Origin of the sequence: Spongiibacter nanhainus (assembly GCF_016132545.1) — a bacterium.
Taxonomy (GTDB): Bacteria; Pseudomonadota; Gammaproteobacteria; order Pseudomonadales; family Spongiibacteraceae; genus Spongiibacter; species Spongiibacter nanhainus.
The window spans coordinates 346,917-361,974 of record NZ_CP066167.1 but is presented as its reverse complement, the minus strand read 5'-3'; the positions used below and the strand labels follow the sequence as shown (position 1 = coordinate 361,974).

The window sequence follows — 15,058 nt, the reverse complement described above, 5'->3', positions numbered from 1 at the left end:
TCCGCCCTACACTTTGTGGTAGAGCTCGCTGCCCTGCTCTTTAAACTCTTCCGACTTTTTCTGCATCTCGGCTTCCAGTTCAGCTTCTTGCTGATCGGCGTAGTCCCGCACTTCCTGGCTGATTTTCATCGAACAGAATTTAGGGCCACACATCGAACAGAAGTGAGCGACCTTGGCCGACTCTTTGGGCAGGGTCTCGTCGTGGAAGGCCCGGGCGGTATCCGGGTCCAGCGACAGGTTGAACTGGTCCTCCCAGCGGAATTCAAAGCGCGCCTTGGAGAGGGCGTTGTCCCGAACCTGGGCACCCGGGTGCCCCTTGGCCAGGTCGGCGGCGTGAGCGGCAATCTTGTAGGTAATGATGCCGGTTTTCACGTCGTCTTTGTTGGGCAGCCCCAGGTGCTCCTTGGGCGTGACGTAGCAGAGCATGGCACAGCCATACCAGCCGATCTGGGCAGCGCCGATACCGGAGGTGATATGGTCATAGCCCGGTGCGATATCGGTGGTCAAAGGCCCGAGAGTATAGAATGGCGCTTCATAGCAGTGCTTGAGCTGCTCATCCATATTCTCCTTGATCATCTGCATGGGCACGTGACCGGGACCCTCAATCATCACCTGTACATCGTGTTCCCAGGCCTTTTTGGTCAACTCGCCCAACGTGCGCAACTCACTAAATTGCGCCTCATCGTTGGCGTCAGCCACGGAACCGGGGCGCAAACCATCACCCAGTGAGAAGGACACATCGTAGGCCTTCATGATTTCACAGATTTCGTCAAAGTGGGTGTAGAGAAAGCTCTCTTTATGGTGGGCCAGACACCACTTGGCCATAATCGATCCGCCCCGGGAGACAATGCCCGTTACCCGCTTGGCGGTCATCGGTACGTAGCGCAGCAGCACACCGGCGTGGATGGTAAAGTAATCCACCCCCTGCTCGGCCTGTTCGATCAGGGTATCCCGGAACACTTCCCAGGTTAGGTCCTCGGCAACGCCGTCGACTTTCTCCAGCGCCTGGTAGATCGGCACCGTGCCCACTGGCACCGGCGAGTTGCGGATAATCCACTCCCGGGTCTCGTGAATGTTTTTACCGGTGGACAGGTCCATCATGGTGTCGGCGCCCCAGCGAATCCCCCAGGTCAGCTTGGCCACCTCTTCCTCAATGGAGGAACCCAGCGCCGAGTTACCGATATTGCCGTTAATTTTGACCAGGAAATTGCGGCCGATAATCATCGGCTCCAGCTCCGGGTGATTGATATTGGCGGGGATGATGGCCCGGCCCCGGGCAACTTCGTCCCGCACAAACTCCGGGGTAATCTCCTTGGGAATACTGGCGCCAAAGGACTGACCGGGGTGCTGAAACGCCAGATCGCCGGATTCCCGGGCCTCGGCCAACGCCATGTTCTCGCGGATGGCGATGTATTCCATCTCAGGGGTGATAATTCCCTGACGGGCGTAGTGCATCTGGCTGACGTTCTTGCCCGCCACCGCCCGGCGGGGCTTGCGCTTGAGGTCAAAACGCAGCTGCTCCAGGCTCAAATCGGCGGCCCGCTTGCGGGTGTATTCAGAGGTATCGCCAGACAACAGTTCAGTGTCGCCGCGATCGACAATCCACGGTTCCCGCAGCGGCGCCAGGCCCTTGCGGATGTCGATCTCAGCTTTGGGATCGGTGTAGGGGCCCGAGGTGTCGTAGACCCGCACCGGTGCATTGGGCTCCAGGCGGGTACTGCCGTCGCTGTCCTGAACCGGCGTGGCGGTCAGCTTGATTTCCCGGAACGGCACCTGGATATCGGCGCGGCTGCCTTTCAAATACTGTTTAGAGGACGCGGGCAGCGGTTCCACCGCCGCTGCATCGACTTGGGCGGTTTCCCGCAGCAGTGGATATTCAGATGAGCTCATATTTCCCCCTATGCACACGTTTACACGGGCGCGCAGCGAGGAACGATCGGCAGCAAATACAGACGGATTTTTACTGGTGACGATCTTGTTCCCTACGCTGGCATTACCCAGATCAGGTACAACGGGACCCGCTTTCGCGATCTCAGCCCAGTGCGGTTTATTCCGCGGGGGCGCCCCGACAAGACAGGCATCAGTGTAGGGGCTGTGATTCAGATTGACAAGTGAACAGGGCTGTTCAAGCTAGACTGCGCAGCCACTTCCTCAGCATCGGCCAGCGATTCACCAACAGCGCACTGAAAATCAGTCCGCAGCCGCAAAGCTGCAGCAGCGTCATTCGCTCGCCAAACCACAGTGCCGCCAGCAGTGCCGTCCACACCGGCTCCAAATTCATGATAATGGCGCTGTGACTGGGGGGACTTTGCCCCATGGCATGGGTCTGGAAAAGAAAGCGCATACAGGTGGCAATTAAAATACTGGCCAGAAGCCAACCCCAAATGGCCGGCGGTTGCTCCAGCGCCAAGGGCTCCAGCACCGCGGCGGCCAGTCCCGTCACGCACCCGGTGACCAGCAGCTGAATCGCGGTCAGCGGCAACGCGGGGGTGCGGGCCGCAGCGTGACTGCTGAGCACATACATCAGCGCAAACATCGCCGCCGAGCCCAAAAAACAGGCCTCTGCGACACCCAGGTGAAATTCACTATCCAGCGACAGGCAGGCCAAACCAGCCAGTGCTACCGGCAGCGCCAAAAACGCTGACGGGCCGGGTCGGTCTCCAAACACCAGGCTGACCAGGGGCACCATCACCAGACCCAGGCTACATAGAAAAGAGCCCACACCGAGGTGGGTGGTCAGGCGCAGTCCGGTAATCCAAAACAACATGGCAATACCAAATAACAGCCCCACCCGCAGGGCGGCTCGCAGCTGAGCAGCATTCAGGGCCCGCAGCGATGTCCAACCCAGCGCAGCCAAGATGACACCGGCGGTGCAAAAACGCAGCGACATAAAAGTCAGTGGCTGAAAACCCGACACGGCCTCCCGGGAGAACACCCAACCAGTGCCTGCCAACATAGTCACCAGCACCAAGAGCAGGTCAGCACGAAGAGGGTGGGCCGTTTTGGATTGGGTAATGGCGGACAAGATACAGTCCTTCAGCAGCGGTTAGTCGATGGCGATCAGGCAATGGTGATCAGACAACGGTGATGGGAGCCGGCCTTACCGGCGCCGGCATTGTACAGCCTTCGGGCGAGCAACCCCAGCACGGCCCAGGGCAGCAGCACCAAAACCGCTGCGCCGCGCGCCCTTAGCCATCGTCCGAAGGCTGATTGGAGGCGGGGCCATGCTCTGGATCGAGAATACGCACCTCCCGCTGAGGGAAGGGAATCTCGATACCGTTTTGCTGCAGGGTCTCCAGGATAATCAACAGCAGATCGCCGCCCACCCGGTTGCGACCATCGTCAATACCCTCCATCCAGAACTCGACAAACATGTTGATGCCCGAGTCGCCAAAGCTGTCGATTTCGCAGTCGGGGCGCTCTTCAAAAGGCACCTTGTCACCGCTCAGCACCTGCGGGTGCTCGGCCACCGCTTTTTTTACCAACTCCACCATCGAACGCACATCGGTTTTGTAGGCCACCGAAAAATCCACCCGGTAACGCTGTTTGTTGTTTTTGTGAGTCCAGTTAGTAAAGCTGGAGGTAATGAATTTTTCATTGGGTACGACAATATCTTTGCCGTCGTAGGTCTCCAGCGTGGTGGAGCGCATATTCAACTGGGTAACAATCCCGGTGCGGCCATCCTCCAGCTCCACGTAATCCCCCACTGTCACCGAGCGGTCCAGCAGGATAATAATCCCGGATATAAAATTGGAGGCGATGGACTGTAGACCAAAACCCAGACCGACACCCACCGCACCGCCAAATACTGCCAAGGCCGTGAGGTTGATCCCCATCACCTGCAGTAGCAGCAATACCACCACCATAGTCAGGCCAATTTCAAACAGCTTGGCCAGCACCTCCCGGGTGCGGATATCCAGGGATTCCTGACGGCGGATAATGGTCTGCCCCGTCGCACTGGACACTCGACCCAGCCAAAACAACAGTGAGCCAAACACCACCAGGCGCATTACGCCGTAGCTAGACACCCGAATGTTGCCCACTTGGACGGCGACCGAATCCAACACCGCGACGATGTCATCCAGGGCACCGACCAGATGGAGGAAAATCAAGGGCGTACCCACCCAGCGGAACCAGGCCGCCACCGCCTTGCTGCGGATAGTGATATTCACAAAGGACAGGAACACCAGCAGGATGGCAATGGTCAGCGCCACCCGCATAATCCAGCCTTCCTCGGTGAACCATTCGCTAAATTCCACCGCCAGGCGCAGCATCATAATGGCGAAGACAGGGAATAAGAGCTTGCCGCAGCGGAAAGCCAGATTTTTTAGCGGGTATTGTTCCGGCGGCGAGGGCGGCGTGCGCAATACCGGCAGCACTTTGCGCACCCTGGCCGCCAGTAACCATGCAAGCACGTAAATCAGGGTGATGACCCCCAACTCACTGTAAATCTCACCCTGGGACAACATATCCAGGAAGTGAAACAACTGCTGTTCAAACTCTTTTATTGGGTTCTTATTTTCCATTCACACCGCTCTGTAAGAAATCCTAACGACTTATAAGTGGGACACTAACATTACACGCTATAGTGGAATGCCAAGGCCGATGCCTTGTCAATCAATAATCGCGGGACATTCGCCGCCACTCCCGGTATAATGCGCCGCCCTTCGATTGCGCGCCATGCAAGCGCCTTCTTCGCCGCCACAGCGGCCCGGTAACACATTTATGACCAGCACTCCCGCCGACTCGGCACCCGCGCCTGCACAGCGCTTTGACCAACTTGACCTGATCGCTCCCTTGTTAATGGCACTGGACCAAGTGGGTTACGAATCACCCTCGCCGATTCAGGCCGCCACGATTCCCGAGTTGCTGTCCGGCCGGGACCTACTGGGACAGGCGCAAACCGGCACGGGCAAAACAGCGGCTTTCGCACTGCCGGTACTGTCCCGCATCGACGTGTCCCGGCGTAAGCCTCAGGCACTGGTGTTGGCGCCAACCCGGGAGCTGGCTATCCAGGTTGCCGAAGCCTTTGAACGCTATGCCAACTTTATGCCTGGCTTTAAGGTGCTACCCATCTACGGTGGCCAGGGCTATAAAGGACAACTGGACGAGTTGCGCCGGGGCGCCCACGTCATTGTCGGCACTCCGGGCCGGGTAATGGATCATATGCGCCGCAAAACCCTGGTGCTGGATGAGCTCCGCCACCTGGTGCTGGACGAAGCTGACGAAATGCTGCGCATGGGCTTCATCGATGACGTTGAGTGGATACTCCAACAACTACCCACACAACGACAGGTGGCGCTGTTCTCCGCCACCATGCCCACAGCCATCAAGCGCATCGCTCAGCAATATTTGAACGAGCCGGCAGAAATCCGCATCCAGGCCAAAACCGCCACCGCCGAGAATATTGCCCAGCGCTACTGGCTCGCCAAAGGCATGAGCAAGCAAGAAGCACTGGCCCGTATTCTGGAAGTGGAGGAGCGGGACGCCAGCATCATCTTTGTACGCACCAAGACCGCCACCGTTGAACTGGCCGAAGCACTGCAGGGCCAGGGCCACGCCGCGGCACCACTCAACGGCGACATTCCCCAGTCCCAGCGGGAGCGCACTGTGGACGCCCTCAAGGCCGGCAAATTGGATATCCTGGTGGCCACCGACGTGGTCGCCCGGGGCCTGGACGTGGAACGGATTAGCCACGTCATCAACTACGACGTGCCCTACGATACCGAAGCCTACGTCCACCGCATCGGTCGTACCGGTCGTGCCGGCCGCAGCGGCGAGGCCATTCTCTTTATTACGCCCCGCGAGAAGCGGATGCTCTACGCCATTGAGCGGGCCACGCGGCAGAAAATCACCGCGATGACGCCGCCCAGCCCCGAGGCCATTAGCGAGCGCCGCATTGCCAAATTCCAGCAACGCATCAGCGATGTATTGAGCGCCGGCAAACTGGCGCCCTACCGCAGCCTGATCGAAGACTTCCAAAAGCAGCATCCAGATGCCGATGGGCTGGATATCGCCGCTGCGCTGGCCTGTCTGGCTCAGGGCGATTCACCACTGTTTGCCCCTCCCAAAAAGCTCGCCAGCACGGCCTCAAGCGAAACGGAGAGCAGCGCCAAGCGGAAGGACAAAGACAAGGGGCGGAAAGACACACATCGCGTTGCCACTAGCGACGAGCCGGACATGGAACGCTTCCGCATTGAAGTCGGTCGTCAACACGGTGTGCAGCCCGGCAATATTGTCGGCGCATTAGCCAACGAAGCCGGTCTCGACGCCGAGCATATAGGCCGGGTTAAGATCTTTGACGACCACAGCTTGGTGGATTTGCCCGAGGGCATGCCCAAGCCTATTTTCAAGCAGTTACAGCGGGTGTGGGTATCCGGCCAGCAACTCAAAATCAGCCGGGTTGGCGAGTCTCCAGAACCGAGGCGCAACACTAGCGGCGAGCTGCCCCCCGGCAAGCTACCCCGCAAGCGCAAAGCCCCCAGCGAGCACCGCAAATCTGCCCCCGGCGACACCAAGCGCAAATCCCTCAAGGCCAAGGCGGCGTCGCGCCCTGCCAAGCCCGGCAAAGGCAAGCCGAACAAGAATAAGCCCAAACCGCAGTAGCGGTCTGGGCTGGCCACCTAGCCCTATACCGCCACTGGCAGGTTGTTGATTTCCGTTTTCAACGCCGCAGTGGCAACGCAGATAGGAAATCAACAAACGGCTAGGTCGAATCCCTGCTTGGGAAAGTGCACATGCACCAAGTCGGTTTGTGGGTGCTCCCGGGCCACAATCCAGCTGTGGGCAGTACTGCCCACCAACTTGCCCTCGGTGGCGTCCTGGGCGTAGTCATTAGGCCCCACCCGAACCGTTTTACCCATCAGCTCGTGCTGCTTGTCGGCCTCGTCGATCGTCCGGGGCTGAGACTGCTTTGCCATTGCCAGCGCCCGATCGGCAGTGATTTCCTGGGAGTTACCGGCGCTCAGTGCGGTGAGGCGCTCGATCCAGGCCACGGTTTTGGGGAAGCGGCGAACAAAGCGCTTGCCGCCTTTGACATGGAGCATCCAAAGGGGGTGATAGACAGCAAAATCCGCCAACTCCGGCTCCGCACCCAGTAAGTATTCACCGCTTAACTGTGCTTCCACCTGGGCCAAGTGCTCTAGCGCCATGGCTTTGGCTTCTTTTTTATCGGGAGCTTGAATGGTGGAGGTTTTCGCCATTTCGCGGCGATCCACCATAATGGCCTTAAGGCCACTTAACGACACCGTCCGCAGGGCACCGACCGTAAATTTAAGGCCCACAGAGGCAATCACGCAGGCAAAAAACAGTCGACCTTCGGCCCGATCTATCCACTGCTGAGCAGACTCACTGACATTATCGGGTGACAGCGCGGGCTTATCGGCCAGCGCCGCGATTTCCCTGGCAATGGTGCGACTGTCGCAAAACACATCGGCACCGATTTGCGCCACCGGGATTTTGCGATAGCCACCGGCCAGCGCCGCCAGCTCAGGGCGGGGCGGAGCGCCGGCAGTGGTCACGGACTGCCAATCTACCCCCGCGTAACCCAGCATGGCGCGGATTTTTTGTGCATAGGGCGACATGCCGTAGTGATAAAGAATGAAGGGGGCTGAAGAATCGGACGTCATTGGGCGGGCTCCTTGGTAAGACAAAAATGCCGGTACGCAGACCACCCTATAGCAGTTTATCGGCGCCGACTATGGCACCAGTAGCAGCCTCCATTGCCCCTGGCGCCAACACCACTAGATATGCTGAACAATCAACGCCACACCCGCCGCTACCGTGACCACTTCAAACACCCGCTTGATCAGCGGATTGCTGTATTTGATGGCCAAATAGGCGCCAGCGTAACCACCCAGCAGTGAGCCCAGCAACAGCGCAGGTAACCAGCTCCACTTCACCTCGGTTTGCAGGGCCAGCGCCAGCGCACCGGTACCGTTCCAGAATAACCCCACCAAAATCATGGTGTAGGCAGTGGCGCGCTTAAAGTCGTAACCAAACCAGGTAATGAGCCATACGGTGACAAACAAGCCCGTTCCCGAAGTCAGTGAGCCATTGAGCACGCCAAGGGCGAACAAGCCCAGTGCTCCCAACAGGTAACCCTGTAGATCTCGATGACACGGCTGGTACTGCTGACCCAATTGTTTTTTAAAGTAAGAATAGACACCCAGGCCGATGGTCAGCACCCCCAGGGACACTTCCGCCAACGCTGGCGGTACCGAGAGAATAGTATTGGCGCCCACCACCACACCAGGTAGGCCCGCCGCCAGCATCAGCAGGGAAAAACCCCAGGCGGTGTGCCCCTCCCTGGCATGCTTGAGGGTGGCACCCAAGCCCAGGGCAACAGTGGCTATCTTGTGGGTGGCCAAGGCCATAGATAGCGGCAGGCCGAGAAAAATCAGCGCCGGTAGCTGCAGCAAGCCGGCGCCGCCGCCGGCCATGGCCGACAGCACATTCGCCGCCAGTGACAGCAACAGCAGCAGTGGCTGCTCAAGCAATGGCGGCAAATGATCCACTACGCCGGCGCTTATTCCACGCCTAATTTGTCGTGGTATTCCTTATTGATTTCCCGAAGCTGAGCAAGGATGGTATTGGCCACCTCCAGGCTGCCGGTCTCCAGCGCCAGCTCCAGCTGAGCCACTTGCTCTTCGACTTTTTGCAGCCCTTCGTCAAAGGTGTTTTGGTCTTCGGGGTTTACTGGCTGTTTTTGTGCAATGGCCAGCTGCGCTTTGAAGGTGTCCAGCTCAGCTTTCATCGCCTCGGCAGTCTGGCTGTCCTTCATGGCTTTATAGGCACCGCCCATACCCTCCATGGATTTGTGGAGCTCACTTTCACTGCAGCCCACCAGGACAACCAGGCACAAGGACAACACCCCGGTCACAAACTTTTTCATTCGATCTCTCCCTTTGAAAAAAACAACGATTGCAGCGCCGAACAACGCCGGAGCCAACAGCCTAACACCCAGACTTTGAGTTTTTCTTAAGGTATTAAATATAACAGCTGGAGAACCACGAAGGCATAAAAGCCCGCCAGCAGGTCGTCCACCATAATACCCAGGCCACCGTGGACCTTGGCATCCAGCACCCGGATCGGCCAGGGCTTCCAGATATCAAACAGCCGAAATAACGCAAAGCCCAACAACACCCAGAAGGGTTCAAAGGGCGTTAAAAAAAGCGCCACCCACAAGCCCACAAACTCGTCCCAGACAATGCCGCCATGGTCGTGCACACCCAGTGCCCTGGCTGTTTCGCCGCAGAGGTAAACACCGAGTCCAAAACAGGCCGCCACCACTACAATGTATGTGGCTGGAGACAATAACTGCAGCGCACACCACAGCGGCAACGCCGCCACCGTGCCCATCGTGCCGGGAGCTTTGGGCGACAACCCACTGCCAAAGCCCAGCGACAGCAGGTGAATGGGATTGCTCAACATTGAGGTGGGGATGGCTTTCATAGTCAGAAGTGTCGATAACCTGAAGGTAGGGGGTGATCCTTGCCCTGCCCGTCGACGCAGCGCAGACCAGCTGTAGCACGGGTCTCGCCAATACGGGTCAAGGGCAAAGCGAGTCGATGGGCCAAGCCGGCAATCGCCTCTCGCTGGGAAGGCGCAGCGGTGAAACACAGCTCGTAGTCGTCGCCCCCGGCCAAGGCTGTATTGTGGGGCGCTTCATCGGCAGCCAGCAGCGCCGATGAGAGCGGCAGTCTCTGTAACTCAATGTCGGCGCCCACTTCGCTGGCCTGGAGAATATGAGTAAGGTCGGCCGCCAAGCCGTCAGAAAGGTCGATCGCCGCCGAGGCAATGCCTCGCAGCGCCTGCCCCAAAACCAACCTGGCGCGGGGATACCAATAGCGCTGTAGCAATTCCCGATGGGAGTCCGCCGGTGACTCACAGTGCAGGTATGCCAGCGCCGCTCTGGCATCACCCAGGCTCCCCGACACATAGATATCGTCCCCGGCAGCGGCGCCACCGCGCAGCAGGGCAGAGCCCACCGGCGCACTGCCCAGCACCTGCACGCTAAGGGCCAGCGGCCCGCGGGTGGTATCGCCGCCGATCAGCGCCATGCCACAGTCAGCCGCCGCACGGGCCAGGCCGGCCGAAAAGGCCGCCAACCACGATTCTTCAAGCTCGGGGGCAGTCAAACAAAGGGTAAAGGCATGGGGAGTCGCACCACAGGCGGCAAGATCACTGGCCGCTACCATCAGGCTGCGATAGCCCAGCGCCTCGGCTGGCGCATCAACGGGAAAGTGCACCGACTCCACCAGGGTATCGACAGAGGTCAGCACTTGCTCCCCAGGTGGCAGCATTAGACCGGCGCAGTCATCGCCATTGGCCACACTGACGGCGGCGCTGGCGGGAAACCCGCGCCGAAAATAGGATTCGATGAGCTCGAATTCGCCCAACGGCACATTAACTCCGCGAGCTTTGCTCAGCGTCGTCGCCAGCGGCGTTATCTTTTTGGGCGCCATTTTTCTTGGCCGCGCCTTTTTCCGCGCTGACTTCCACCGCCCTCACCTCGGCCGCCACCTTATCTAACACACCATTTATGTAGCGAAAACCATCAGTGGCGCCAAAGCGTTTAGCAAGATTGACCGTCTCGTTGATGGCGACTTTGTAGGGCACATCGATACGACGCAGCAGCTCGTAGCTGCCCATGCGCAACAGCGTCAATTCAATGGGGTCCAGGTCGTCCAGCTCACGGTCGAGATGGGGTTCAAACAGCGCCTGAAGTTCGGTGATTTCGGCGGGAATGCCGTGGACTAGCTCATGGAGGAAGTCGGTATCCACATTGGCCATATCGTAGTCGCTGAGAAACTGCGCTTCGATATCGTTGAGGGCCTGGCGGGCAATTTGCCACTGATACAGGGCCTGCAAGGCGTAGTGCCGGGCTTTGCGCCGGTGCGCTGCCATTTGGCTGCGCGCCTGCTGTTGGGTTGTGCGATGTTCGGAGTAAGCCACGGTTTGCTCTCGCGTAAACTTGAATAAAGAACCGCCGCCGTGTGTTCAACGGCGGCGTAATCAGTGAAATGGAGCGCCTTACAGCTGCTTGAGCAGGCTGACCATTTCCAGCGCCGACATGGCCGCTTCTTCCCCTTTGTTGCCGGCCTTGGTGCCGGCCCGCTCAATGGCCTGCTCGATGCTGTCCACGGTCAGCACACCGAAGGCCACCGGCACATCGTGCTGCATAGACACTTGTGCCAAACCCTTGGTGCACTCGCCGGCCACATATTCAAAATGGGGTGTGCCACCACGGATCACTGCACCCAGGGCAATAATGGCGTCATATTTTTTTGACGCTGCGACTTTCTGGCATACCAGCGGGATTTCAAAAGCACCGGGGGCGCGAACGATAGTGATATCGTCTTCGCTAACACCGTGACGGCGCAGCGCATCCAGGGCGCCTTCCAGCAGGCTCTCCACCACAAAACTGTTCCAGCGGCCCACCACAATGGCGAATTGACCCGCCGCGCCGGTGAAGACTCCTTCGATGGTTTTCATAATTAATCCTTGTTGCGATTCAATTTCTGGCCAGTTTTACAAATCGTCCGGGCTGACAAACTCCACCACCTCGAGGTCGAACCCGGAGATGGCATTATACTTCACCGGCGCGCCCATCAGGCGGATTTTCCCGGCCCCCATATCCCGAAGGATCTGCGAGCCCAAGCCGACATTAAAGAAAGTGTTCTGATACTGAATGCTGTCACCCTGCTTGGGCGTTTGTAATCCGCGAGCCACATCCAGCTCGGCGAGAATATCTTCGGGGTTTTCCCGGTTGGCCAGCAGTATGACCAGCCCGCCGTGTTGGGCAATGGCGGACAGACAGCGATGCATATTCCAGCCCGAGGTGGTACCCGGTGCCTGGGTGTGCAACAGGTCGCGGATCGACGAGCCCAGGTGCACCCGCACCAGCGTGGGCTGATCGGGATCGACGTCGCCCTTCTGTACTGCAAAGTGCAGCTCGCCGGCGACGGAATCCCGATAGGCGTGCAGCGTAAACTCGCCAAAATCGGTGTTGATGGGACCGCTGCTAATGCGCTCTACGGTGCGCTCATTGAGCACCTGGTAGTGAATCAAGTCGGCGATGGTGCCCATCTTGATGTCGTGCTCGGCGGCGAAGGTTTCCAGGTCTTCCCGGCGGGCCATCGTGCCGTCGGGATTCATGATTTCGCAGATCACCCCGGTGGGAGCAAAACCTGCCAGGCGCGCCAGATCGCAGGCAGCCTCGGTGTGGCCGGCCCGGCTCAAGACGCCGCCTGGCTCTGCCATAAGCGGGAAGATATGCCCAGGCTGGACGATATCGTCGGCGGTGGCATTCTTGGCAGCGGCGGTGCGCACGGTGTGGGCGCGATCCGCCGCAGAAATTCCGGTAGTCACCCCTTCCCGGGCCTCAATGGACAGGGTGAACTTGGTGCCAAAACCAGACGCGTTGCGGTCCACCATCAAGGGCAGATTAAGCTGTTCGCAGCGCTCCCGGGTCATCGGCATACAAATCAGGCCGCGACCGTGGGTGGCCATAAAATTGATATCCTGAGGACGCACACACTCGGCGGCCATCACCAGATCGCCCTCGTTCTCGCGATCTTCGTCGTCCATCAGAATCACCATCTTGCCCAGACGGATGTCCTGAATCAGTTCTTCGGTTTTGCTAAACGCCATATTACTTTGCCTTTAAAAAGCCATTGTCGGCCAACTTGGCCAGGGTGAGACCGCCGCCCGCACTATCCGCGCCACCATCGGCGCCGTCAACAGTATGCTCGGCTCCGGCCGTTAGCAGCCTCTCCAGATACCGGGCCACCACGTCCACCTCCAGGTTTACCGTATCGCCACTGCGATAACCGCTGATAATGGTTTCCGCGGCGGTGTGGGGCACGATATTGAGGTCGAAGCGTCGCCCTTCAACCTTGTTGACGGTGAGACTGACACCGTCCACGCAAATAGAGCCCTTGTGGGCAATATAGCGAGCCAGCTCAGTGGGGGCATCGATTTGCACCCGCACCGAGCGGGCGTCCCGCGCAATAGAGGCAATACTGCCGACCCCGTCGCAGTGCCCGCTGACGATATGGCCATCAAAGCGACCGTCGGCGGCCATCGCCCGCTCCAGGTTCAGCGACTGACCGACCTGAAGCTGCCCCAACGTGCTATAGGCCAGGGTTTCCCGGGACACGTCCGCCCAGTAACCGTCGCCGGGAAGGTCCACCACCGTCAGGCACACGCCATTGGTGGCAATACTGTCGCCCAGCTTGACCTCCGCCAGCGGCAGTTTGCCACTGCGCACTCGCAAGCGCAGGTCGCCACCTTTGCTCTGTAAGGCGGCGACCGTGCCAACTGCTTCGATAATGCCAGTAAACATCAGCGTCCGTTTTTACTCATTGTTCAATGCCGGCTTGCAGTGAATTCGCCAATCCCGGCCCACGGCGCGAATATCGACAATCTCCAGCGCCTGCTGCTCAGCCATAGTGGCCATCGGCCACTGCGCCAGGGGGCGACCCGCGCTGCCCATCAGGCAGGGCGCCATATACACAAACCACTCATCCACCAGCCCGGCCTGTAAGAAGCTACCCACCAGATTGGCACCGGCCTCCAGCAAGACCTCGTTACAGCCGCGCTCCGCCAGGGCCATCATCACCGCCTCCGGCGCCAAACGACCCTGGTCATCGCCGGCCAGGTCGATAAACCCGGCGCCCCGCGCTGCCAGGGCTTCGCGCTTGGTGGCGTCCTGACTGGCGGTGGCAAACACAATTTCGCCACCGCCATCAAACAACTTGGCCGACGGCGGTGTGCGCAAGCTGCCATCGACAATCACCCGCAGCGGCTGCCGCCAGCGCTGCTCGGGACTGCCGCCAAAGCTCTCCGGCCGCACTGTCAGCGCGGCATTGTCCATGACCACCGTTTCCACGCCGCTGACAATGGCACAGCTTTGGGCCCGCAGGCGCTGCACATCGGCCCTGGCATCGGCACCGGTAATCCACTGGCTTTCGCCCGAGGCCATCGCAGTGCGGCCATCCAGACTCATGGCCGATTTGGCCCGCAGCCAGGGCAGGCCGCCTTCCATTCGCCGCACAAAGCCCTTATTCAATTCTCTGGCCTGAGCCTCCAGCAAACCGCTACTGACTTTGATGCCGGTTTCCTGCAGGCGCGCCAGTCCCCGCCCCGCCACCAGCGGATTGGGGTCGCTCATCGCCACCACCACCCGGCTAACTCCGGCGCGAATCAGCGCGTCGGCACAGGGCGGCGTTTTGCCCTGGTGACTGCAGGGTTCCAGAGTGACGTAGGCGGTGGCACCGCTGGCATCCTCGACCTGAGCCAGGGCGTTGACTTCGGCGTGGCCCTCGCCGGCCCACTGGTGCCAGCCCTCGGCCAACAGCTGGTCGTTCCGGGTCAGCACGCAGCCCACCCGGGGGTTGGGGCTGGTGGAGTCCCGCCCCAGCGCCGCCAGTTGCAGTGCCCTGGCCATCCACTCCCGATCGGACTGGGAGAAGGGCCTGTCGCCGGAGGGGGAGGTCATAGTTTTTTGAGATCGACGCTGCCTTTGAGGTCGACGCCACCCGGTTCAGCGGAGAGGCGATCGATCTCGGCGCGAAACTCATCCAGATCTTGAAAGCTGCGGTAGACCGAGGCAAAGCGCACGTAGGCAACGTGGTCCAGCGCCTTGAGGGCCTCCATGACCTGCTCGCCAACATCCCGGCTGTGGACTTCCCGCTCACCGGTAGCCTGCAAGCGACGCTTGAGATCGCTGATTTCCGCCTCGATCCGTTCGACACTGACCGGGCGCTTCTCCAGCGCTTTGCGAATCCCCGAGCGCAGCTTTTCCTCGTCGAAAGGTTCCCGGGAGCCATCGGTCTTGATGACCTTGGGCATCAGCAGCTCGGCACTTTCATAGGTAGTGAATCTCTCACTACAGGACAGGCACTCGCGACGCCGACGCACCTGCCCACCTTCGGCTACCAGCCGTGAGTCGATGACCTTGGTATCGTCAAAGTCGCAGAATGGGCAACGCATCGCAGAATGCCTCTCGCTTCAGTACTACAAGCTTAGCAGCTTGTGGCGGCGCCACTTAAGG

Annotated in this window: 15 protein-coding genes and 1 riboswitch; of the genes, 1 reads left to right on the top strand and 14 read right to left on the bottom strand. The window is 59.6% G+C overall.

The genetic code is table 11. The annotated features are described in order from the left end of the window. Window positions 1–6: 6 nt before the first annotated feature. From thiC to I6N98_RS01725, 3 genes are all read right to left on the bottom strand, one after another. Window positions 7–1,890 carry a phosphomethylpyrimidine synthase ThiC gene (gene thiC, locus I6N98_RS01735; RefSeq protein ID WP_198570111.1) on the bottom strand — a complete coding sequence of 628 codons (1,884 nt, stop codon included), beginning with the start codon at window positions 1,888–1,890 and terminating at the stop codon, window positions 7–9. Between the two features lie 72 nt (window positions 1,891–1,962). Further along, window positions 1,963–2,078: riboswitch (TPP riboswitch) on the bottom strand. A 47-nt stretch (window positions 2,079–2,125) separates the two neighbouring features. After that, window positions 2,126–3,025: a DMT family transporter gene (locus tag I6N98_RS01730; protein WP_198570110.1), complete on the bottom strand. Its 900-nt coding sequence runs from the start codon at window positions 3,023–3,025 to the stop codon at window positions 2,126–2,128. Window positions 3,026–3,188: 163 nt separating this feature from the next. Next, on the bottom strand, window positions 3,189–4,526 hold the full coding sequence (locus I6N98_RS01725) for a mechanosensitive ion channel family protein (RefSeq protein WP_232787432.1): 1,338 nt from the start codon (window positions 4,524–4,526) through the stop codon (window positions 3,189–3,191). Between the two features lie 199 nt (window positions 4,527–4,725). Between I6N98_RS01725 and I6N98_RS01720 the strand changes: the two genes are divergently transcribed. Beyond that, window positions 4,726–6,606 (top strand): DEAD/DEAH box helicase, encoded by a 1,881-nt coding sequence (locus I6N98_RS01720; RefSeq protein ID WP_198570109.1) that lies wholly within the window; start codon window positions 4,726–4,728, stop codon window positions 6,604–6,606. 89 nt (window positions 6,607–6,695) lie between these two features. Here the strand turns inward: I6N98_RS01720 and I6N98_RS01715 are convergent, their stop codons facing one another. From I6N98_RS01715 to nrdR, 11 genes are all read right to left on the bottom strand, one after another. Continuing rightward, entirely contained in the window at window positions 6,696–7,628 is a 933-nt protein-coding gene (locus I6N98_RS01715) for a glutathione S-transferase family protein (protein WP_198570108.1), read from the bottom strand. 114 nt (window positions 7,629–7,742) lie between these two features. After that, on the bottom strand, window positions 7,743–8,516 hold the full coding sequence (locus I6N98_RS01710; protein ID WP_232787431.1) for a sulfite exporter TauE/SafE family protein: 774 nt from the start codon (window positions 8,514–8,516) through the stop codon (window positions 7,743–7,745). Between the two features lie 11 nt (window positions 8,517–8,527). Continuing rightward, window positions 8,528–8,893: a cytochrome b562 gene (locus tag I6N98_RS01705; protein ID WP_198570107.1), complete on the bottom strand. Its 366-nt coding sequence runs from the start codon at window positions 8,891–8,893 to the stop codon at window positions 8,528–8,530. Window positions 8,894–8,979: 86 nt separating this feature from the next. Continuing rightward, on the bottom strand, window positions 8,980–9,453 hold the full coding sequence (locus I6N98_RS01700) for a phosphatidylglycerophosphatase A family protein (RefSeq protein WP_198570106.1): 474 nt from the start codon (window positions 9,451–9,453) through the stop codon (window positions 8,980–8,982). Between the two features lie 2 nt (window positions 9,454–9,455). Next, window positions 9,456–10,406, bottom strand: a complete 951-nt coding sequence (thiL, locus tag I6N98_RS01695) for a thiamine-phosphate kinase (RefSeq protein ID WP_198570105.1) — start codon at window positions 10,404–10,406, stop codon at window positions 9,456–9,458. Between the two features lies 1 nt (window position 10,407). Further along, complete coding sequence (nusB, locus tag I6N98_RS01690; protein WP_198571501.1) at window positions 10,408–10,908, bottom strand: transcription antitermination factor NusB; 501 nt, start codon at window positions 10,906–10,908, stop codon at window positions 10,408–10,410. A gap of 126 nt (window positions 10,909–11,034) precedes the next feature. After that, entirely contained in the window at window positions 11,035–11,496 is a 462-nt protein-coding gene (gene ribH, locus I6N98_RS01685; RefSeq protein ID WP_198570104.1) for a 6,7-dimethyl-8-ribityllumazine synthase, read from the bottom strand. Between the two features lie 36 nt (window positions 11,497–11,532). Next, window positions 11,533–12,654 (bottom strand): bifunctional 3,4-dihydroxy-2-butanone-4-phosphate synthase/GTP cyclohydrolase II, encoded by a 1,122-nt coding sequence (gene ribBA, locus I6N98_RS01680; protein ID WP_198570103.1) that lies wholly within the window; start codon window positions 12,652–12,654, stop codon window positions 11,533–11,535. Between the two features lies 1 nt (window position 12,655). Then, the gene (locus tag I6N98_RS01675) at window positions 12,656–13,348 is read right to left on the bottom strand and encodes a riboflavin synthase (protein WP_198570102.1); all 693 of its coding nucleotides are present in this window, start codon (window positions 13,346–13,348) and stop codon (window positions 12,656–12,658) included. Window positions 13,349–13,360: 12 nt separating this feature from the next. Further along, window positions 13,361–14,503, bottom strand: a complete 1,143-nt coding sequence (ribD, locus tag I6N98_RS01670; RefSeq protein WP_232787430.1) for a bifunctional diaminohydroxyphosphoribosylaminopyrimidine deaminase/5-amino-6-(5-phosphoribosylamino)uracil reductase RibD — start codon at window positions 14,501–14,503, stop codon at window positions 13,361–13,363. Further along, window positions 14,500–14,997 carry a transcriptional regulator NrdR gene (nrdR, locus tag I6N98_RS01665; protein ID WP_198570101.1) on the bottom strand — a complete coding sequence of 166 codons (498 nt, stop codon included), beginning with the start codon at window positions 14,995–14,997 and terminating at the stop codon, window positions 14,500–14,502. The genes ribD and nrdR overlap by 4 nt, the downstream gene beginning before the upstream one ends. Window positions 14,998–15,058: the final 61 nt, after the last annotated feature.